General features: G+C 40.3%; 21 protein-coding genes and 2 pseudogenes. 3 read left to right on the top strand and 20 right to left on the bottom strand.

What is annotated here, in order from left to right; translation table 11 throughout:
* The first annotated feature begins 15 nt into the window (after positions 1-15).
* Positions 16-1,017: a TolB family protein gene (locus C4S61_RS09390; protein ID WP_103924539.1), complete on the top strand. Its 1,002-nt coding sequence runs from the start codon at positions 16-18 to the stop codon at positions 1,015-1,017.
* Between the two features lie 580 nt (positions 1,018-1,597).
* Here C4S61_RS09390 and C4S61_RS09385 read toward each other — a convergent pair.
* The 16 genes and pseudogenes from C4S61_RS09385 to C4S61_RS09300 all read right to left on the bottom strand — a co-directional run bounded on the left by C4S61_RS09385 (position 1,598) and on the right by C4S61_RS09300 (position 15,328).
* Positions 1,598-1,816, bottom strand: a complete 219-nt coding sequence (locus C4S61_RS09385) for a hypothetical protein (RefSeq protein ID WP_103924538.1) — start codon at positions 1,814-1,816, stop codon at positions 1,598-1,600.
* A gap of 83 nt (positions 1,817-1,899) precedes the next feature.
* The gene (locus C4S61_RS09380) at positions 1,900-2,547 is read right to left on the bottom strand and encodes a CPBP family glutamic-type intramembrane protease (protein WP_103924537.1); all 648 of its coding nucleotides are present in this window, start codon (positions 2,545-2,547) and stop codon (positions 1,900-1,902) included.
* Between the two features lie 49 nt (positions 2,548-2,596).
* Entirely contained in the window at positions 2,597-3,238 is a 642-nt protein-coding gene (locus tag C4S61_RS22650) for a CPBP family glutamic-type intramembrane protease (protein WP_103924536.1), read from the bottom strand.
* Between the two features lie 74 nt (positions 3,239-3,312).
* Entirely contained in the window at positions 3,313-3,483 is a 171-nt protein-coding gene (locus tag C4S61_RS22050; RefSeq protein WP_200820559.1) for a hypothetical protein, read from the bottom strand.
* A gap of 735 nt (positions 3,484-4,218) precedes the next feature.
* Positions 4,219-4,833, bottom strand: coding sequence for a CPBP family glutamic-type intramembrane protease (locus C4S61_RS09365; RefSeq protein WP_103924534.1), 615 nt, complete (start codon positions 4,831-4,833; stop codon positions 4,219-4,221).
* Between the two features lie 125 nt (positions 4,834-4,958).
* Entirely contained in the window at positions 4,959-5,141 is a 183-nt protein-coding gene (locus C4S61_RS09360) for a hypothetical protein (RefSeq protein ID WP_103924533.1), read from the bottom strand.
* Between the two features lie 11 nt (positions 5,142-5,152).
* Positions 5,153-5,332 (bottom strand): hypothetical protein, encoded by a 180-nt coding sequence (locus tag C4S61_RS09355; protein ID WP_103924532.1) that lies wholly within the window; start codon positions 5,330-5,332, stop codon positions 5,153-5,155.
* A 109-nt stretch (positions 5,333-5,441) separates the two neighbouring features.
* Positions 5,442-5,768 (bottom strand): DNA-binding protein, encoded by a 327-nt coding sequence (locus C4S61_RS09350; protein WP_103924531.1) that lies wholly within the window; start codon positions 5,766-5,768, stop codon positions 5,442-5,444.
* 134 nt (positions 5,769-5,902) lie between these two features.
* Positions 5,903-6,505, bottom strand: a pseudogene (locus C4S61_RS09345) (ATP-binding cassette domain-containing protein); the annotation flags it as partial.
* Complete coding sequence (locus tag C4S61_RS09340; RefSeq protein WP_160111222.1) at positions 6,424-7,131, bottom strand: HlyD family secretion protein; 708 nt, start codon at positions 7,129-7,131, stop codon at positions 6,424-6,426. The gene C4S61_RS09340 and the pseudogene C4S61_RS09345, both read right to left, overlap by 82 nt.
* Positions 7,132-7,982: 851 nt before the next feature.
* Entirely contained in the window at positions 7,983-9,689 is a 1,707-nt protein-coding gene (locus tag C4S61_RS09330; protein ID WP_103924528.1) for an amidohydrolase, read from the bottom strand.
* 219 nt (positions 9,690-9,908) lie between these two features.
* Entirely contained in the window at positions 9,909-10,739 is an 831-nt protein-coding gene (locus C4S61_RS09325; protein WP_103924527.1) for an outer membrane beta-barrel protein, read from the bottom strand.
* A 124-nt stretch (positions 10,740-10,863) separates the two neighbouring features.
* Positions 10,864-11,562 (bottom strand): hypothetical protein, encoded by a 699-nt coding sequence (locus C4S61_RS09320; RefSeq protein ID WP_103924526.1) that lies wholly within the window; start codon positions 11,560-11,562, stop codon positions 10,864-10,866.
* Positions 11,555-11,884 (bottom strand): T9SS type A sorting domain-containing protein, encoded by a 330-nt coding sequence (locus tag C4S61_RS09315; RefSeq protein ID WP_103924525.1) that lies wholly within the window; start codon positions 11,882-11,884, stop codon positions 11,555-11,557. The genes C4S61_RS09320 and C4S61_RS09315 overlap by 8 nt, the downstream gene beginning before the upstream one ends.
* 343 nt (positions 11,885-12,227) lie before the next feature.
* Positions 12,228-12,845 carry a hypothetical protein gene (locus C4S61_RS09310; RefSeq protein WP_103924524.1) on the bottom strand — a complete coding sequence of 206 codons (618 nt, stop codon included), beginning with the start codon at positions 12,843-12,845 and terminating at the stop codon, positions 12,228-12,230.
* A 398-nt stretch (positions 12,846-13,243) separates the two neighbouring features.
* Positions 13,244-15,328 (bottom strand): T9SS type A sorting domain-containing protein, encoded by a 2,085-nt coding sequence (locus C4S61_RS09300; protein WP_146064369.1) that lies wholly within the window; start codon positions 15,326-15,328, stop codon positions 13,244-13,246.
* Between the two features lie 93 nt (positions 15,329-15,421).
* Here C4S61_RS09300 and C4S61_RS09295 point away from each other — a divergent pair, with 93 nt between their 5' ends.
* Positions 15,422-16,717: a UDP-N-acetylmuramoyl-tripeptide--D-alanyl-D-alanine ligase gene (locus tag C4S61_RS09295; RefSeq protein WP_103924637.1), complete on the top strand. Its 1,296-nt coding sequence runs from the start codon at positions 15,422-15,424 to the stop codon at positions 16,715-16,717.
* Here the strand turns inward: C4S61_RS09295 and C4S61_RS09290 are convergent.
* Positions 16,710-17,129 carry a type II toxin-antitoxin system VapC family toxin gene (locus C4S61_RS09290; RefSeq protein ID WP_103924522.1) on the bottom strand — a complete coding sequence of 140 codons (420 nt, stop codon included), beginning with the start codon at positions 17,127-17,129 and terminating at the stop codon, positions 16,710-16,712. The genes C4S61_RS09295 and C4S61_RS09290 overlap by 8 nt on opposite strands.
* A pseudogene (locus tag C4S61_RS22300) lies at positions 17,119-17,361 on the bottom strand (DUF6364 family protein). The gene C4S61_RS09290 and the pseudogene C4S61_RS22300 overlap by 11 nt, the downstream one beginning before the upstream one ends.
* Before the next feature lie 192 nt (positions 17,362-17,553).
* Here C4S61_RS22300 and C4S61_RS09280 point away from each other — a divergent pair.
* A complete protein-coding gene (locus tag C4S61_RS09280; RefSeq protein ID WP_103924521.1) occupies positions 17,554-18,231 on the top strand; it encodes a DUF2461 domain-containing protein in 678 nt (225 codons plus the stop codon).
* 32 nt (positions 18,232-18,263) lie between these two features.
* Here the strand turns inward: C4S61_RS09280 and C4S61_RS09275 are convergent, their stop codons facing one another.
* The gene (locus tag C4S61_RS09275) at positions 18,264-19,100 is read right to left on the bottom strand and encodes a Cof-type HAD-IIB family hydrolase (protein WP_103924520.1); all 837 of its coding nucleotides are present in this window, start codon (positions 19,098-19,100) and stop codon (positions 18,264-18,266) included.
* A gap of 51 nt (positions 19,101-19,151) precedes the next feature.
* The gene (locus C4S61_RS09270; protein ID WP_103924519.1) at positions 19,152-19,577 is read right to left on the bottom strand and encodes a hypothetical protein; all 426 of its coding nucleotides are present in this window, start codon (positions 19,575-19,577) and stop codon (positions 19,152-19,154) included.
* Positions 19,578-19,600: the final 23 nt, after the last annotated feature.

The following is a 19,600-nucleotide window of genomic DNA, read 5'->3' as shown; positions in this document are numbered from 1 at the left end:
TTAAATAAATTCCTTATGGAAACCGCAAGAAACTATTTTCTCTTCATTTTGATTCTTTGCCTTATCAGCTGTAATCAAGACAGATTCAAAATCGGCCAATTCCCGGAAGAACCTGTCAATCTTCAGCTAATCAATTCAGCATGGGATGATATTAATTCGGATATCCCTTTTGTCAGTCATACGGTTCCCCTTGTATTTTCAACCAACAGAGCCAATCCTCAAACAAAAGATTTTAATCTAATCCTCTCCTATGTGGATTTTAATTGGGACAAATCGGATGGAATTCTTACCGTTAACTCTTCAACTACGTTATTCAACGAAAATTTCGAGTCTTTTCGGGAAATGGTCCGGAGAACCGAATCGCCTGTAAATGAAAAGGGGCCATATAGTTTTGTTGATAGTGCACCTGATAAGATATTGCTTTTCAGCCGTGAAGTAGAAGGTGTTTATTCCATTTTTTTCGAACCTGAGTTTATTGATTTCAGCGGACGGACGCTCAGGAACTTCAGGATTATGGATGAGTCTGCAAATGAAATGTACCCCTGCTTTTATGGGGAAGGCTTTGTAAAAGGAATGGAAACTACTTCCGCTCGACCGGAAATGATGGTATTTACTTCCGACAAAGACGGACAGTTTGACATCTATGAAGCGGATCTTCCTACTAATCAAAGTGTATTACATTTTCTTCTAAGCAGTAATTCTAAGACTGTTAGAAAATTGAGTCTGAACACTTCTTCCAACGATCACATGCCATTTGTCTATGGGGATTTGTTGGTATTCTCTTCGGATCGACCGGGGGGATTTGGAGGATATGACCTGTACTATTCTCAGAAAACAGCCAATGAATGGTCGGAGCCAGTCAACTTTGGACCAAAGATCAATTCTGAATTTGACGAATATCGCCCGGTTGTTTCTGATTATCCTGAATTTTCCAATCGTCTAATGATTTTTTCTTCCAATCGTCCTGGAGGTTTGGGTGGATTTGATTTGTATTTTGTGGGGATTGGGAAGTTTTGAAGGAAAAGCTAAGGTGTTTGAAAATCAACCTCTTGATTGGATTTTTTTGGAGCTCCAAAATCTCGATAATGGATATTTTCTGATCATAAAAAAGCATAAAACCGTCATTACAGAAAGGTGACTTGATGTCACCTGATCAGTAGGTGACAGGTATTTGGCACAAATGGAAATGCACAGTGCAAAAACGAAATCTCGTACAATGAAGGTGATTTTTTTGATCATGGCTGAATCGTCTAGATTATTCTCTAAAGTAAAAAGGATACAGAATGATGTAAACGCAGACTGCAAAGCTAATGCTCCCAATCAGGAGGTAAACGATCTTGCCCCAAAAACTCATCTTTTTGAATTTGAAGAAAATCAGTAAGGGGAGTAGGATGAAGGGGAAGGGGAAAAGCAGTGGATTCATATAAAGCTGATGGTGAGATAAAATTTCATTCGCAATGGCTAAAACCAATGGGCCAATGCTTTACCAAACTTTTCCCCCAATTCGAAGACAACCATAAATAAAACTGTGCTGAAAAAGATGGAAATAACGATTAGTACCTGTAGCAGATTTAGTTGTTTTTTGTCCATGACATGATTAAATTTTTTTCTCTTGATTTTTCTTCTCCATCCAATGAGACCAAAATATCAAAACTGAAAGTATTGTGTAAATAAGTCCGGCGGTTATTTTGTTAGTTTCAAATGCCCCAAATACTCGAAATTCATCAGTTGGTGAGGTAAAAAAGAATACATACAATGCATTAAGCCCCCAAATACTACCTATGATCAAAAAGAACCAACGAATGATTTTTTGCATAAACCAAGAAGTGATTGTTGGTAAAAATAAAGATTAGTGAATTATTTTCCAATGAAATAAATAGAACAAATCCTCTAAAATACTCAGCCTTCATAGAAATAAACCGCCGGAATGATCAGCACGGCATTATAGACACCATGAAATATCATCGCCCACTTCATCCCATGATTCAGTCGAATATAGCTCAGCACCAAGCCCACCACAAACTGTGCGCCTACCATAAAGGGGACCCAATAAAAATATTGACCGTAATCAAAATCCGAAAAGTTCCCCATATGAACTAAGGCAAACAGAGCAGAAGAAATCCAGATTACATACTTCAGGTTTGGTGGATTTCCCTTGCTTACACGGTATGTCAAGAAAAACAAGTACACCCAAATCAATGCGACCGGCCACCATACCTCACTCAGCATAAGAACCGAAAGCCCAATTCCCCACCAAATTGAGGATATTTTCAAATCAAGATGAAGTCGGAATATGGGTTCCTCCAATAGTGGAGCTAGAATAATAACTACAATGGCTACCACCCATTTGTTGTCTTTAAGCAATTCCTCCAGTTTATGGTCAAACTGATCCATACCTGCTGCTTCTAAAATGAAAGCGTAAGGGATGATGATTGCCAAGGTCAAAAGCAATAAAATCAAAAAGGATTTCGGCTTGATGGGAGTATATGTCTCAGGGAGGTAAGGAGACTTGAGGAAGGAGAGGAGGTTGGTAATGGTGGTTTTCATTTTTCTATGATTTAATGAATCCGACCCGTTTTTATGGATCTTTAAAAACCTAATTTGCTAATTGATTGATTATAAATGGTGGCAAATTCCATAAAAAGTGAAGGATAATGCAAAAATGAATACCTTTTTTAAAAAAAATATAGGAGTAAATGAGTCCGCCTAAAAACCTTGGTGTAAAAATATAAATGAGAGATAAAATTTCTTCGTGCGAAAAGGAGATATCCCTATACGCTAGATGAGAAATTCCGAATATAAATGCAGATATATATACGAAAATCAAATTATTTACCCGATTATTTAGACTAGATATCAGTATTAAAATTGTAAAATATAAGATTAAAAAAACCAAAAACCATATCTGGTCATAGAAAAGTATACAGGTAGCAATAATAGAGAAGATTATGTTTCTTACCTTCAAATTTATGTGTAACCTACAAAGTATTTCTTCTAGTATTGGGGCTAGGATTAGAAAGTTAATGAAATCTTTGAAAAAACCTTGCCTATGAAGTCCCTCAATATTTCCATCAAGCTTAGAATCGAATACATACAAATTGATGAAAACAAAGAATAAAAGGAGGCCAGCTTTAATAATGTAGAGATCAAATAGTAATTTTAGGTTTGAATTAAAATATGCATCGGTTGTTTTACCAGTAGTTAAAAAATAGTAGATATCCTTTATTAGGAGTGTCATTCTTTATAAATTAATTGTTTTCAAGAAAAATATGGATGAACCATAGCGAAAAACAATGGCTCATCCATATTTGTTTACTTAAGATCGGCGGCAGTTTTAATAACATCCACTGCCGTATCAGCAACATAGATTGCTACTGCAGTACAATAGGCAAGAAAATCGCCAACTGCCCTTCCAGCTTTTCTTGCGGGGGAAACTTCACCACCAACAATTTCAATTAACTCTAGTTTTGATAGCTCTTTCATGGTTATGGTATTTATTTTTCATATCGTATTTTAGTCCTATAATAATCAAGTTGATTGCTATAAACATCTGCAACTCCTGCCATAAAATCAGCAATTGTTTCTGTAAATAGTAGAGGACTAAAAATAGCACCCCCTCTACCTCCTGCATCTCCTCGATGCTCAGTTCTTTAAACTTTTCCATCTGTTTGTTTTGTTTTCGTTTTCCCGACCTTTTTCGGGCGTCGGGATTCCCAATCTCAGCACACTTCTTCGACCGGTAGCTAGCATGTGATCCCGATGGCTGATCATGATGCTAACTTGATGGTAGCGCAATTGGAAAACAGGTTATGAAAATTACTAAATTTTCTGAAAACTCTAAATTAGGTTTTACGAACTATGAAATTTTTCCAAAGCATTTCGTCACCTGTTAAAACATCCAATCTCGTCTTACCAAAGCTCTATCCTACTGAAAATATTTGCATCCCGATAGCTTGGCATTGTAAGAATAGAAAGTGGAATTGCACATCCCAACCAGTCCTAACTGACTTTCTACTCCCAGTCAGTGGCGGAATTGCTCCCGATAGCTGTACGAGACCTCCTAGTCCAATCAGAGTTTTTACACTTACTTGGAGATTGTAGTTGCTAATCAAAAAGCAACTTCAAACTATCCCAATTTTTAAAAATTGTTAGAAATATTATTAAAGAAATTACAAATAATAGTAATTGATTTTTTTTATCTTTCATATTTTAAACACTTTAATAAATTATTTCGTTGATTGTTAAAATTGACAAATTCATTAAAAAATGAGTTATTGTTGAATAAATTAACCCCCCTTTAAATCTCACGTAGGCTAGATATAAAGCGCCAGGTAGAAAGGCTATTAGAGAGAGCATCAAACTGAAATAAAAAGAATCAATTTGAAAATTCTCATAATGAATTAATGAAAATAAAATTGAAGTGAAAAATATTGAAAAGTATAGAAGTTGATTTGATATCAAATCTTCAGTTCTTTTTTTATCATAATAAAATAAAAATATTAAAAAAGTTGAAATCAGCGATACAATAATAAAATAATTATAAAATATTATTAACATAATTATAATTTGAGGAATAATAAGTAAAAAATGTTTTCTATATCCAGTCAAATATCCTCTAAAAATTAATTCCTCTAAAACAGGGGCAATAAGCAGAGCACTAAAAACGCCGATATTATCTAAATCTCTAAAGCTATCATCATATCCTTCAATCTCATAAAATTGAAAGATAGGATCCGAAACAAAATAAGTATAAATTAATATAAAAATATAAAAAATAAATGAACTTAAAATAAAAGACGTATTTCCTTGAAATAGGGTAAATTTATTATACATATTTATGAATGATAAAAATCTATAACCTTAAGTGTTTCTCTTATTTTAAAATTATTCATTAATCACATACCGTTTAAAATGCTAATAGAAAAAAATGACTAGGTCAAAACCTAGTCATTTTCTATTTATGGACATTTAGTAGCCTCAGCAACAGCATACCCAACTCCAACTGAACCAGGATTAATTGGGCCACCACTAGCAATATAACCGTAAGTAAAATGTCCAATATACCTCAAGGTACATCCTATATCGTAGGCAAAACCTCCACCACTCAATTCTATTAGTTCATTTTTATTTAAATCTTTCATTTTTCTGCCTTTTATTTACAATTATCAATTATTTCAGGTTCTCCTCTAAGTCCTGCCTTAAAATTATCCCAGTCACTAATAATTGCGACTCCAGTTGCAACAATTAGTCCTGCTCCTATTGTGGCCCAAAAACCTAAGCCACCTGCAGTCTCCTGCATCTCCTCGATGCTCAGTTCTTTAAACTTTTCCATCTGTTTGTTTTGTTTTCGTTTTCGCGACCTTTTCCGGGCGTCGGGATTCCCAATCTAAGCACATCTTCGATCGGTAGCTAGCATGTGGTCCCGATGGCTGATCATAATGCTAACTTAGTTTCGCTCCGTCTAAAATAATGGACTCTGAGAAAAAATTTAAGATTTTTCCTCCATTTATTAGTTTTTCTTCGTCCTGTCGCAAAATGCGAAAGGAGAATTCCAAATTTATCCCCCTACAAGCTTCATATTCAAAAGAATTGATCCGTTTATTGAACTTTATATAGACATTTCTATCCCGTAGTTCTTCCAGAATTAGGTAAAGCTTGGCTCTACTTACACTCAGTCGCTTGGCAAGTTCCTCCGGACTTCCTGTCCGCTTCTCCTTGACCAGCTTGTTCAATAGCTGTAAGCGCTCGATCTGTTTGATAAATTCCATAGTTCTTCCCCTTTAGTGTTTTTGATGAATCTTATCCTTTTCTATTCTAGTTCTAAATCTTACTTTTCTTGATACTTGATACCAGCTATGATACTTGATACCAGCTACTTTCAACGATACCAGCTACTTGCTACTTAAAGCACCACCAGCTGCTTGCGGATCATTTGAAAGTATTTTCCCTCCCGTGCGATTAGCGCTGCGTGATTGCCTTCCTCCACCAGCTTCCCATTATCCAGCACATACAGTCGGTCAAACTCCTGCACGGCTGCCAATCGATGCGTGATGAAGATGATCGTCTTCCCCTCGGTAGCCAGCATCCGAATGGCTTGCTGTACAAACTGCTCCGAATCCGGATCCAAGGAAGCCGTGGCCTCATCCAGAATCAGAATCTCAGGATCACGGTACAAAGCTCTAGCGATGGCAATCCGTTGCTTTTGTCCTCCAGATAGTGCTGCTCCATTTTCTCCTAGATAAGTCCCGAAGCCATTTGGCATGCCTTCAATAAAGCCCATCATCCCAAGCCGATGGCAGATATGCACCACTCGCTGCATGTCGGGTTGATAGTCTCCGAGGGCGATATTCTCCAGTACATTTCCCGCAAAGAGGTCTATCCGCTGTGGCACCACAGATACGATTCGCCTAAGGGAAATATTGTCTACAAACTTGATGTCGTGTTCGCCGATATAGATATTCCCGTATTGGAGTGGATAAAGGTTTTGAAGGAGGGAGACGAGCGTGCAATGATCCTATATTGATCCATTTGCTCCTGTGATACTTCCAATTGGCTCAGGATTCGATCCCGTTCGGTGATATGGTTGGTAAGCTCCTGCCCCCATTGATTTAGGCGTTGCTTTTTGATCAGTTCCAGCTGCGTACTTGCCTGCTGGTACTGAACCTGCACATCGTCGTATTCCGCAAAAGCGATGGACTTGCTATCAAAGAGACCCTTGGCCCGCTGATAGTCCCGATCCAGCTTCTGTACAAGCATTTCCTGATTTAGCAATTGGGATTGATACTCGTACCAAGCTGCCCGATACAGGTTGGATTTCAGGTTTGGGGTATAGCTTTCATCATCGGATTGATGATTGATCAGCATCTTCAAATCCCTTATAAAATCCTGAAGCAATGTCAATCGCTCCTCCAAGGCCTTCATCTCCAGATTCAGCTGCTCTCCTCTTATGAGCGCAAGGACTTCTCCCCGCTTCACCTCCTGATTTTCGGACAGGTTCCAAGACTCCAGTCTTCCACCTGTGGCGGTTTGAATGGGGTTTCGCTGCAGGGCTGACTGAAGAGTACCTCGAGTCTGCACGGCGACATCTACTACGATCAGGGGCAAAGACATCGCGATCGCGAGAATGAACATTAAAAAAATAAAGTAAATGACCTTTGAACGGATGCTGATTTTGGAATCAAACACTTCAACCGTATTGTTCAAAATTGTCGATGGAAAAATTTTTGTTTCCATTTTTTTAGAATGGAAATGGTTTTAAATCAGGGTATCGAACCAATCCAATTGTCGGCAATTTCCAAGGTGAGAAATGACCTGTAGAGTCAGAAGAGAGCCAATTTTCCCTGCTTGAATTTGCAAAGGGCTCTGTAAAAGCAGGTTCAAAACAGCCAAAAGGGTTCAGCTGCTCCTGCCAATTTACAACATCAGTCCTTCGCAATAGCAACCAGCCCGTAAAAAACAGCGCAACCGCGAACACAGCGATTAGTCCTAAAGTCCTCATAAAAATCCGTTCAGGTAAAAAGAATAATTTAATATTCTGAATAACTTAAAGTAAAATCAAAAATCCAAGAAATGGTTTGAGTCAATTAAATCTTTGTTAAATCCTAAAAATACATAAAACTAAATTTTACCAAATTTCATTTTATTTGCCTCTAAAAACTTATTAGGGATTCAGAATTTAGTTTTCTAAATCAGCTAAAATCTTAAATCAAATTTTCTTGACTTTTTTTGAAATTTTAGTTTTCCATACTAAAAAATCTGAAGCATTTGGTAGTAAGGTAGTTGCCGAGGTGACTTTTGAGGTTTCAAAACCAAGAATAGCCGTTCAAAAAATTCAACTCTAATTGTTTTGCAATCTGGTCTAATGACTTCTTTAGTAATGGCAAAATGATCCTTAAATGATTGAACAATAAAAAACCTGTCAGATTTTTAAAACCTGACAGGTTTAATATCGACACAATTTTCAGTTTTCTGACCTTGGAATTCTACCTTTTGAACACTACTTTTCCCCCCACTACAGTCATCTCCACTTTGGCATTGAGGATTTCATTTTCAGGGATTTCCATAATGTCTTTGTCATAAACGGTGAAATCAGCCGCTTTTCCTACCTCGATCGAACCTTTGAAATCTTCCTCAAACTCGGCATAAGCTCCATCCAAAGTATAGGATTTAAGCGCTTGCTCACGGGTCATTTTTTGTTCGGCTTCATAGCCTCCCTCTGGTAGTCCCTGTAGCGTTTTGCGGGATACAGAAGCATAGAAAGATGGAATCGGATCTACAGGCTCTACCGGAGCGTCGGTTCCGTTGGTCACCACAGCGCCGGTTTGCATCAGTGTTTGCCACACATAAGCACCGTCGATGATGCGCTTTTCACCTAAGCGATCTATTGCCCACGGCCGATCCGAACTTAAGTGAATCGCCTGCATCGCAGCTATTACACCCAACTGACCGAATCTCGGAATATCATCCGGATGCAAATGCTGTGCATGTTCGATTCGGAATCGGTGGTCTTTCACTTCTGGGTTTTTGGCCAAGGCTGCTTCAAATCGGTCCAAAATCTCCTGATTGGCACGGTCCCCAATCGCATGGGCACAAACTTGGAAGCCAAGTGGAATGGCTCTTTCTGAAACTTCGGTTACGACGGACATCGGCAAAGTTTCATGACCCCGATGACCGGGTTTATCGGCATAATCTTCCAACAGCCAAGCCCCCCAAGGACCCAAAGCGCCATCGCAATTCAATTTGATAGAGCGTACCGTTACAAAATGGTCAATTGAATCAATCATTGGCCCTTTTTTGTACCAAGCGTCCAATAATTCAGGTTGACGGCCTGTGAGCATGATGTACATGCGAGCCGTGAGTTTGCCTTCGTTTTTGAACTTTTGCACTAGATCAATCACATCTTGCCCTGAACCGGCATCATGAAAGGACGTGATTCCTTTTTCAGCCAATTCTTTAAGTGCCAAAGTTAGGGCTTCCTCAGCCCGCTCAGGGGTCTCCTCAGGGATCAATTTGCTCACCAAAGTGGAGGCACGCTCCACCAAAACTCCAGTGGGATTTCCCAAATCATCGCGAAGGATTTCGCCTCCTTCGACTTCCTGCGTAGGTTTTTCGCTCTTTAAAGGAGTGATTCCGGCCAGTTCCATCGCCTTTTTGTTGACAAAGGAAGCGTGTCCTGAAGCGTGTGCGAGGTATACGGGATTGTTAGGAGTGACTTCACTTAGTGCATCGTGAGTTTGGAAGCCTTTGACAGTTTTGTCCGGCATTTGCAGCCATTTGTCCTGATGCCATCCTCGACCGGTGATCCAGTCACCGGGCTTTGCCTTTGCAGCTGCTTCAGCTACCTTTTGGATGAGTTCGTCATAGGTTTTGACGTACATCAGGTCGATTTCGAGCTTGTTGTAGCCGATACCCATCAGGTGGGCATGGGATTCGATCAGGCCGGGAGTCATGGTTTTGCCTAGCAGGTCAATCACTTCAGTGGATTCGCCGACGTAGGCTTGGATTTCTTCCGAAGTGCCTACGGCGAGAATCAGACCGTCTTTGACAGCGACTGCCTCGACCTTGGGATTGGCTTCATCGACGGTGTAAATGATGCCGTTGATATAGACTGAGTCGGCAGGATTCTCGGGACCGGATTTACAAGCCCAGGCAATAAGCGCCAAGAAAAGGAGGGTGTATAAGTTCTTCATGGATTTATAATTCTAAACCGAAGCTAGAGTTTTTGGGGGATGTGGGCAAATGGGATTATTTGGAAAGTAGGCAACTAAAGTTAGAAGATTAATAAATGCCCTCCCCTAAATAGTATTGGCTGTTAGCCTCAACATTCGTTTTAAAATTCCTTCGCGTAACAATAAGCCAGAGGTTCTTCTATTTAGCAATTGAGAATCACTCATTTAATTCGATCCTTCTTATTCCTTTCCTGTAAAACGATAAGAAACACCAAATTGAACTGCTAGATTTCTATATCGAATTTCATCCTGAATTTCATGCAAGATGGATGCGGCAAGGGTATTGGTCCAATAGTCATGAGGATGGTCAGAACGAAGATAGGTGGCTGCAAGGTTCATATTGAGCTTTTGAGATAGTGAGTAGGTCAGTTTGGTTTCTAATCCATAAGCAAATTCTCTTAAGCTAGTAGGTACAGGACCGTCAATAGGGAAAGGTCTACTGATGATTTCGAAGGTCTCAGAAATTTGAAAGAACCAGATATAAAAAGGAAACTCCAGGTTATTCATCCCTGCTAATCCAGTAAACCGAACTTCCATTCGATTAATAGGCAAACGATACCCTATTCCCAAATAAAAGAGATTAGCACGATAAGGGTCGCTTTCCAATCTTCCCGGAACTTCAAAAGGGACTCCATTTAAATCGATTTCGGATTTAAAATTGGCGTCGTAATAGATTTGTTGTGGATGGGTATCTATGGTATGCTGAGTTTTAAGATAATTTAGGCTTATAAAAACCGAAGGAGTGAGATGATAGGTCAGGTTTAGTCCCAGGCTGTAGCCCAGTTCGGCTTGCCCCCCTTCATTTTTGAGAAATCCTTGAAATCTTTCAGGAATAGAGCCCGGTGGGACAGGTTCTAAGGATGGAGCTATAGAAATTTCTTTAAAATGACCAACTGGTACAGCCAATCCTCCGGAGAAACCTAATTCGATTTTTTCGAAGAATTTTTCTTGACCGAAGGAACCAACATGGTTGATGAAAACAATGATTATTGAAAAGAATAATTTTTTCATTCTGCTAATCTTAAGGCTATTCCCACCGATGCGGTAAGTACTCTAAAATTGATCTGATCTTCAATTTCAAAATTTCGCGACCCCACGAGGGGTACGGTCCAATACTCATGGCTGTGGTTTGATGCTAAGTATTAAATTTAAGGTTAATGCTGATTCTATCCGATATGGATTTTTCCAGTCCAAGACCCATTCCATAGAGAAATGCTGGTAACTTATCTGGGACGGGACTTCCTGCGAAAGGAGCTGGGCGCAGGATTGTAGTTGGTCCAGGAGAGTCAAAAGTCCAAGTATAAAATGGGAAAATTAATTGATTTACTCCTAAATATACCTCTCCAAAAAAGGACCAAGTGGCTATGACTTTGCGATAGCCAAATCCGGAGTGCCAGCCATTAGCTTGATAATTATCTGATTCGAGTGAACCGAAAATTTGAAATTCATTCCCAAACGAGTCAGTCCTGTTTTGTAAATTAGCTGCAAAATAGTTTTCCTGTGGGCTGGCATCTATTGGGTTTGTGAATCTTGAATAGTTTAAAGAAAAATAAAAGGAAGGAGAAATGGCGTATGCCAAAGTGACTCCTAAATTACTTCCGAGTTGTGCCTGTCCTCCTTCTTGCTTCACAAATCCTCTAAACTCCCGATATTGATTTTCAGGATTGAAGTTTTGATCTAAAGAGGGCTCCACGACTGATTTGGAAAATAAGCCCATTGGAATGCTGGCGCCTATTTCAACTTCCAATTCAAGCTTGTTTAAAAATTTCTGTTGAGAAAAACAGGCAATCGTCATAAAACAACATAGTCCCAGAAGCAAAGAATTTTTATTCATTTTTTATCAATCTAGATTCCAAAACCACATCCTCACCTATTCTTACTCTGACGAGGTATTCTCCCTTTGGAAGATCTTGGATGTCCACTTTTTCATCAGCAGTGATCTTAAATTCAAGAATTTTACTGCTCATATATAGAGGAATGATCTCCAAATCCATGGATTCCTTATAGTCGCTATTAATGCTGATGGTAGAACTACTTGGGTTAGGGTAGAGGCTGAAGTTACCATAATTGTAATAGGTCACATTTCTGACTGCCAAGGTATCGTTCCCAGCACTGCGCGCATATATTCTAAATGAAACGTAGTTGCCTGATTGCATCGCGTGAAATGCATCTGATTAGTATGTGCCCAAAAAGGGAGATTTCCTTGGTATCTCTCCCAGACTATATTGTTTATCCCTGCCATAGATAGATAGGTGGATACATTTCTGGAAGGTACCTGATTTCCATTTCCCAAAGTGTGATTCGTTGAGTTGGACGTGGTATAGGTTCCCGTTATGGTCACTTCAGGGACAATAATCGTAATTATCTGTTCTTTGGGGGAAATTCCTGAACAACCAGAAATAGTGACCTTAACCTGTGTAGTACCAAAGGAATCGCCCTGTAGGGATACAGACGGTGCATTGGTAGCCGAGGTAAACGATACTATTCCGGGAGGCCCTATTATGGACCAAGAATAGGTAGCACACCCGGCTTTGAAAGTAATGAAATGGGTTTGATTTGACCTTTTGGTAGATACTCAGTGGCTTTTATACTACCTATGTAAACATAATATTTATCAGGTTCGGTTTTACCTGCATTTTGAAGTTCATATAAAGTGGAATTGAAATCATGCCGGATTACCGGGCTTTCAGTACCATATTTTGAAATAAATTTGGGGTTAAAAGTCGTATTTCGGTCTCTAACCAAGGAATGGGGTCCTGGATCTCCTCCAAATACTTGGGTTATTACATCCACATTCGAGAGGCTTTGACCGCAAACTTGGATATATTTATTTGAGTTTTGAAAATAATATCTGTCTGGAAAACCAGCAGATGAGGTGTAGGATGTTTTTACATTTACGATTCCGGGATTAATAGAATTCAAGGAGGAACCTTGGGTAAATCCATCTTCCCAATAGGCGGCTGCAAATCCATGGCAGATAAAATCTCCACAATTGGACGAAAGTCGTTCGGTGCCAAATTGGCTTCCAACTTTCCAAAATCCATCGTCCCCACAGCTCTGTGAAATACTTTCTAATGCGAAGAAGAATAATAGGTAAAGTAAAAATAACTTCTTCATAAAATTGAATTTTCTTAAAACTAAAAATTGATTTTTTATTAGTCAAGCTTTCCACTAATTTTTTTACTGTCGTCCGACTAAATCTTGAAAGTAAAATAAAATCCTCTGGTATTCGGAGGGCTTTTTTCGGGCTTTCCAAAAAGTACCCCTATCCCGAGAAGAATAATTCTATTTGCACATTTTTAAGATCCTTTTGAAATATACTTTTAAAATAGGCCTTTGCGTGAATCAGAAACTTTTCAAGGCTGACATAAGAGCATAGATTTTTCGCCGCCACCATCACTATGGTGGAAAAGTCCTCGGCTTCCTTTACCCGTTTATGAAGCACAGTGAACAGCAGATTTAGGATCAGGGCCACTTAACTGCAATCCTCCAACCGGGATTTATACTTGTATCTCCTACCTCACCAGCACTTTTTTCACTATCACCTTTCGATCCTCTGTTTCCAGTTGCAAGAAGTAAACGCCGGGCTGAAGCGTTTGAGCTTGGATTTCGGTTTCTCGATTGGCAGGAATTGTAATCTCTTCCAGTAAAACCTGTCCCAAAGAGGTAACCAAACGAGCTTTGGCTGCGGTATTGGAAATAACCTTGAATGGCCCTGAAGTTGGATTAGGATAGATTTTGACTAAGAAATCTCTGCCATTTGTCTCTTCTGTTTTCACTGAACTCAAGTATGAAATTCCCCCTCCTCGGCTTCCCAAGATCAGATCCACGTTGTCATCAAAACCGGAATTTACTACTGAAATCCAGGTATTTCTTCCTTGGCGAAAAGGCAGATCTTGACCCCCGATTTTTACCAGCACTTCTTCCCGAACGTCTGAGTTCATCATGTCTTTAATCAGAAAGATCCTTCCCGTCTGATCCACGGCATACAAATCTGGTTTGTCCTGAATTCGTATTGCCACACTGAGATTTCGATTGGCTGGATTTTCTTGGTATCCGAGGAAATTTGCTGTTTTGAGCGTAGCAGATTCAGCTTCCAAATCCACTTCATACAAGGTCAAACTGCCATTTTGCGAAGCGACTAAAAGATGATCTTTTCCTTCATAGGGAAAAAAGCTCAACTGATCACCTACCCTAAGCGTCAAACCAGAAAGCGGAAAATCAACCCAATTCGCTCCCTGATTTCTCACCAAAACCTGGGAAGGAACACCATTTGTCGTTCGCACACCGGATGCCAATAAGTAGGATTGATTTTTTACACTTCCATATTCGATGAGTTGAAGATCGAGGAGATTCAAAGATGTAAGTCCGAGATAATTCGTATTGAGCAACTCAAATTGATTTCCCGAATAGCTGAGTCGATAGGCCTGCCCGATGATATTTTCTCCGGATTTGGCATTGGCCGTAAGCCAAAGTTCGCCTGCAAAAACATTTCCTTTGAAATAGGGGCGTGAATTTTCTCCCAGGTCAAAAAGTTGATTTTGTAGTTCTGGACTTACTTCGCCCGTATTTCTGGATAATTTCACCACCGAATTGGCAAAGTCGATTCGAAATGGAGCGGAAGTTTCATTCGTATTCAAGCTGATCACAAGATCTTCTTCGATCAATTGTCCCACATGATATCTTGGAAAAGTAGGCAATAGTCCAAATCCAGGCACTTGATCGGAGTAAGAGGTAAATAGAGGACTGTCAGCGGAACCTTGATTAGGTAGAAAATATAATGTGCTGCATTCGTCTCTTCCCAAAAGCAAATCCGGGATACCATCTCCAGTAAAGTCCCTGTACAAAATACTATGCCCGCCCGCATGCTGGACTCGTGCATTTTTTTTAATTCCGAGTCGAAAGTCAATTGGCTGACCGTCACAACGTGTTCCAAATGTGATCGTGTCACATCCACAAAAAACAAAATTTCCCCAAAAGTCCATCGGGAAAGCGAATCCATCGATGTCCGGAGTCCCCTTTCGCTCCACTGATGTATTGCGGAAGAATTCGAGGAAATCACCTTGGGCAAAATTGAAAATTACCAAATCCAAGTCACCGTCCCCATCAATGTCCTGAAGAAGCGGCGTGTCTAGGTTGTTGACGGGAATGTTGCCTGATCCATCCAGCCTGAGGAAGTTTTGGGCCAAAGTCCAGGAAATCTGATTTCCTTGCGACGTGTTGCGATAGGCGCGAATTCCGAGTGGGGTGGAGGTGAAGAGGTCTTTTTTTCCATCTTGGTCAAAATCCGCCAAAACCAAAAAACCACTGATATCTGAAGGGAAAAAGTATCTGAGTTCGGGGCGAAGTTTGAAATTTTCTTCATTTTTCTCGAAAATCTGAAGTGTTCCAGAGTTGATATCCCAAATCACCCATTCTTCCACACTATCGTTATTGAGGTCAATTGTTTGAATTTGAGCTGAATTGATTCCCTGCGAAAAAGGGATAGGTGCATTTAGTCCGTCTACAGAAATGGACTTTTCTTTATCAAATTCAAATACAGTTTGTGAAAAACCATGAAAGCTGATTAAAATGAAAAGTAGGATAATCGATTTTTGCATGAAGAGGGAAAATTCAAACTCTAAAATAAAACGAAAGAGCTTCCCCAAAGATGTGAATCATTGCGTTATTTTGGGCATAAATTTTCCTTCAAAATGAATTTTGACATTCTTCATAATCTTTTTCTGAAAAGTACCGGAGTAAGCACCGATACCCGCAAAATCGATCCGGGAAATATCTTCTTTGCACTGAAAGGGCCAAATTTCAATGCAAATGAGTTTGCTGCCAAGGCACTGGAAATGGGAGCTTCATTAGTTGTAATTGATGAGGCTGAATTTTTCGTCGAAGACGATGAGCGCTATTTCATCTGTGAGGATGTTTTGACGACCTTACAAAATCTGGCCACTTACCATCGAAGGAAGTTAAGCATTCCAGTCATCGGCTTGACGGGTTCCAACGGGAAAACGACCTCCAAGGAGCTTTTGCATGCAGTTTTAAAGCAAAAGTTTAATACGTTGGCTACCATCGGAAACCTGAATAATCACATCGGAGTGCCGCTGACCTTGCTGCGGATCAAACCTGAGCATGAAATTGCCATTATTGAAATGGGTGCCAATAAGCAAGGAGACATCGAGGAATTATGTGACATCGCTGAACCCACACATGGCTTTATCACCAACATCGGAAAAGCCCATCTCGAGGGAATGGGCGGACCGGAAGGCGTGCTGAAAACCAAAACTGAGCTTTTTCAATTTTTGAGAGAAAGAAAAGGAACGGTTTTTATCAATTCCCAAGATCCAGTCCTGTTCAATATGGCTAAGCGTTTTGAGAAGCCGGTGCTTTATCCGGCAAAAGGTGACTTCTGTGAAGTGAGTTTCCTTGGAGCAGATCCCTTTGTGAAGTTTTCGGTTGCCGGTGTCGAGGGCGAGCATTTGACTTCCCTGATCGGAGAATACAATTTTGGAAACATTGCCACTGCGCTGACGATCGGTAAGTATTTCGGAGTAGAAATGGAGAAAGCAGTCGCGGGAATCGTGAACTATAAACCTGAAAACATGCGCTCCCAGTTGATCGAGAAGCGCAGCAACCTAATCATCTTAGATGCTTACAATGCCAATCCATCGAGTATGGAAGTGGCGATTCGGACTTTTGGGCAAATGACCGGAAAAAAGCATAAGATGGTTATCCTTGGAGATATGTTTGAGCTGGGCGAGCATGCCGAAGCGGAGCATCGCAGGCTTGGAGAGATCGTGAGTGAATACCCGATTGACAAGGTTTGTTTTACCGGAAAGCTGATTGTCACTGCACTGGAAAAAGCACCCAAAGCACTTTATTTCCCTGATCCTTTCTCCTTCCGAAACTGGCTTCAGGATAGTCAATTGGAGGATTACCTGATCCTAATCAAAGGTAGTAGGGGAATGAAGTTGGAGGGGTTAGTGGAATTTATTTGAAAATAGAAAGGAAGCTTTCAGGTGAAAAAACAGGGATTTTGGACTTTTTATAAACTGATAGATTTCGGGTTATGATGCCTTTTATCTCCGAATTTTGAATCGCCGTGAAATATTGTATGGCCTCCTCAAAATCAGAAAATCCGCTTTTGATTGCCGCTAAGATTTCTTTTTCTGTAACCGGAAGGATTTTACAGAAACTAAACAATTCTGCGATTTTATTTATGGCTCCATCATTTCCATATTGTTTCCGAAGGAGATAATGGATGTTGGCAACAGTCAGGGAAGAAAAGAAAATATGAATGTTCTTGTTATAACCTTTTTCAAAAATCTCATCGGCAGAGAAATTAAATGGATCCCTATCTAGCAGAAAATCAAGAATCACATTTGAATCTAGAAAGAAACTAGAGCCCATATTTTTCCATCAATGCCTTTGTCAGTTCCTCTTTGTAATCAAATTCTCCTTCATGCTTAAGGCAGCCTTTCAACTTCAAAAAGCTCTCCGGAAGTGGCTTTCTTTCCCGTTTATTTGGGGCCTTATTTTTATCAAGTAAGAGAAGCTTAAAGTAATTTTCTACCAACGAAGACAAACTTTATCCCTGTTTTGCAGCGTACTCCTTGGCCTGTTCGATCACATCTTTTTCCATGGTAAGCGTTAATTTCGTATTCATGACACGTGTAGCTTTTTAAAATCCAACACGTGTAAGTTAACCAAAGGTTCTAAATCGTTGAATTTCTGAGCGGTAATTTTTTTAGTTCAAAACTCCCACGAGGTTCCCATTGTTAATCCTCAAAATTTTTGCTTTTAGATTTCTAACTTTACCCTTCTGACTTTACACATGCGCCCCTACCTTGATTTTCTCTCAGCATTAGCTCAAAACAACCACAAAGACTGGATGGATGCCAACAAAAAGTGGTATCTGGAGACCAAAGCGCGTTTTTTGGAAGACGTGGCGGTTTTGCTGAAGGAAATGACAGAAATGGAACCGGAACTATCTTCATTCAAGCCCAAGGATTGTGTCTTTCGTCAAAATCGCGATGTGCGGTTTTCGGCCAATAAAGATCCCTACAAAACGAATTTCGGAGCTTATTTTTCCCCCGGAGGAAAAAAGTCTTCCGGACCGGGCTATTACCTTCAGGTTCAGCCCGGCAACTCATTTTTGGCAGGTGGCATTTGGATGCCTGAGGCCGATACGCTGAAGAAGATCCGAAAAGAAATCGACTACAGTGGGGCCGAACTGGAGCGAATTGAAAATGCCCCCGAATTCAAAAAGCTATTCAAATCTATCGAGGGCGACAAACTCAAAACCAGCCCGCGTGATTATGAAGCTCATCATCCTTATATCGAATACCTCAAGCTGAAAAGTTTCACAGTTTCACATCCGATATCGGACAAAGCCGTGGAGTCAGGAGCATTTCTCAGCTTCGCGCTTGACGGATTTCGCAGGATGAAACCTTTCAATGACTTTCTCAGGCAGGCCATTGAGGAAGTGGAGGATGGAAGCGGACTTTTGTAAGACGAAATTATGAAGTCTAAAATCTCCAATTTTCAGCTTTCTGATTTCAGCTTTCTGCCTTCAGCTCTCATCCTTTCCAACGTAGCTGCAACTCCGTCTTCTTTGTGATGTAGGGTAATTTCTTTTGCCACAGCTTTGACCTCAGGTCGGGCATTTGCGACAGCGACGCCCCAACCTACACTTTGAATTAGATCGATGTCATTGTAATTGTCTCCGAAGGCGATGACGTCTTCCATTCCGAAGTCATAGTGAGTTTCCAATACCAGTTTTAGGGCAGTTGCTTTCGAGATTTTTCGTGGGGCGATCTCGATGTAAGTGTCCTTGGATCGGTACAAGTGCAGCTCGGAAGAGTAGGCCAAATTCAATTCTCCAAACAGCCAGCTGATTTCATTGGAGTCGCCCATAACCATGACTTTGTGAGCCCCGAGGTTTTCTTTTGCCCACCGATCCAATACTTTATCACCTGCCATCCAAGTCGGGTTTACTTTGGTGTTTTGGATTTCACGCTTTGACCAATAATCTTCTTTGGGTTCATACCAATTTTCTCCATGGTATAAGCTGACATGTAGCTCAGTTTTACGGGTCAACTCCCAAATTCCTGCAACCAAACTCAGCGGAATTTCCACCGAATCCATGACTTCACCGGATTTATTAATTACAAATCCTCCATTGTAGGCGATCAAAGGTTCGCTTGGCCTGTTCAAGTCTCTAAGCAAATGTCGCATGGCATCCGGCATCCTTGAACTGGCGAGTATGATTGGAGTTTCTTCGGGGAATTGGGAGAGGACCGATTTCAATCTCGGAGAAAGGTCGCGCTCAGAATTGAGCAGCGTACCGTCGATATCGGAACAAATGGCTTTGATTTTCATTGAGTAGAAAGTAGATTCTTTTGGAAAAATTTCTGTTTAAGACCGTTCGGACTAGAAATCAGCTACATCAAAGGTATATTCCTGCATAGCCATGTTTTCCGGATTGGCGGGATCAGTTTGGATGAATTGGACTGTAATAATTTGGTAATCGGAGGACTTTTCAAAATCCCTGAGGTAGAGCTCAGCACATTTCCTTGCCAGATTGTCCGTTTGGTAATTTAAAACTGCCGGGTCACCATTCTCCAATTTGAGGAAAATTGTCGATTGAGTGGAATCCTCAACAGTCGACTGACTGAGATTAACACTCATTCCCTGAAATTTCCCCAAAGCTCTAATTTCCTCAGAAGGAATAAATCCTTCACCCATGAGATTCTCCATTCCGCTAAAAGCCAGACGGGCTAAGTCTTCAGGATCGCAAGAACAACCCGTGAGAAGGAAACTCATCAGGAAACCAAGTAAGGTTTTTTGGCTAAGCATGTTGATTTAAGCTGGGGTTGAAA

This window comes from Algoriphagus boritolerans DSM 17298 = JCM 18970 (genome assembly GCF_900108085.1).
Classification (GTDB): Bacteria; Bacteroidota; Bacteroidia; order Cytophagales; family Cyclobacteriaceae; genus Algoriphagus; species Algoriphagus boritolerans.
Note: the sequence above shows the minus strand (reverse complement) of the source record. Positions and strands in the feature narration are given on the sequence as shown.

Coding starts and splice junctions, on each gene's coding strand:
- C4S61_RS09295 (WP_103924637.1), top strand. CDS start 15,422: ATGAATTTTGACATTCTTCATAATCTTTTTCTGAAAAGTACCGGAGTA.
- C4S61_RS09315 (WP_103924525.1), bottom strand. CDS start 11,884: ATGCAATCAGGCAACTACGTTTCATTTAGAATATATGCGCGCAGTGCT.
- C4S61_RS09390 (WP_103924539.1), top strand. CDS start 16: ATGGAAACCGCAAGAAACTATTTTCTCTTCATTTTGATTCTTTGCCTT.
- C4S61_RS09320 (WP_103924526.1), bottom strand. CDS start 11,562: ATGAATAAAAATTCTTTGCTTCTGGGACTATGTTGTTTTATGACGATT.
- C4S61_RS09290 (WP_103924522.1), bottom strand. CDS start 17,129: ATGGGCTCTAGTTTCTTTCTAGATTCAAATGTGATTCTTGATTTTCTG.
- C4S61_RS22650 (WP_103924536.1), bottom strand. CDS start 3,238: ATGACACTCCTAATAAAGGATATCTACTATTTTTTAACTACTGGTAAA.
- C4S61_RS09280 (WP_103924521.1), top strand. CDS start 17,554: ATGCGCCCCTACCTTGATTTTCTCTCAGCATTAGCTCAAAACAACCAC.
- C4S61_RS09365 (WP_103924534.1), bottom strand. CDS start 4,833: ATGTATAATAAATTTACCCTATTTCAAGGAAATACGTCTTTTATTTTA.
- C4S61_RS09350 (WP_103924531.1), bottom strand. CDS start 5,768: ATGGAATTTATCAAACAGATCGAGCGCTTACAGCTATTGAACAAGCTG.
- C4S61_RS09380 (WP_103924537.1), bottom strand. CDS start 2,547: ATGAAAACCACCATTACCAACCTCCTCTCCTTCCTCAAGTCTCCTTAC.
- C4S61_RS09385 (WP_103924538.1), bottom strand. CDS start 1,816: ATGCAAAAAATCATTCGTTGGTTCTTTTTGATCATAGGTAGTATTTGG.
- C4S61_RS09310 (WP_103924524.1), bottom strand. CDS start 12,845: ATGAAGAAGTTATTTTTACTTTACCTATTATTCTTCTTCGCATTAGAA.
- C4S61_RS09355 (WP_103924532.1), bottom strand. CDS start 5,332: ATGGAAAAGTTTAAAGAACTGAGCATCGAGGAGATGCAGGAGACTGCA.
- C4S61_RS09325 (WP_103924527.1), bottom strand. CDS start 10,739: ATGAAAAAATTATTCTTTTCAATAATCATTGTTTTCATCAACCATGTT.
- C4S61_RS22050 (WP_200820559.1), bottom strand. CDS start 3,483: ATGAAAGAGCTATCAAAACTAGAGTTAATTGAAATTGTTGGTGGTGAA.
- C4S61_RS09330 (WP_103924528.1), bottom strand. CDS start 9,689: ATGAAGAACTTATACACCCTCCTTTTCTTGGCGCTTATTGCCTGGGCT.
- C4S61_RS09275 (WP_103924520.1), bottom strand. CDS start 19,100: ATGAAAATCAAAGCCATTTGTTCCGATATCGACGGTACGCTGCTCAAT.
- C4S61_RS09340 (WP_160111222.1), bottom strand. CDS start 7,131: ATGTTCATTCTCGCGATCGCGATGTCTTTGCCCCTGATCGTAGTAGAT.
- C4S61_RS09270 (WP_103924519.1), bottom strand. CDS start 19,577: ATGCTTAGCCAAAAAACCTTACTTGGTTTCCTGATGAGTTTCCTTCTC.
- C4S61_RS09300 (WP_146064369.1), bottom strand. CDS start 15,328: ATGCAAAAATCGATTATCCTACTTTTCATTTTAATCAGCTTTCATGGT.
- C4S61_RS09360 (WP_103924533.1), bottom strand. CDS start 5,141: ATGAAAGATTTAAATAAAAATGAACTAATAGAATTGAGTGGTGGAGGT.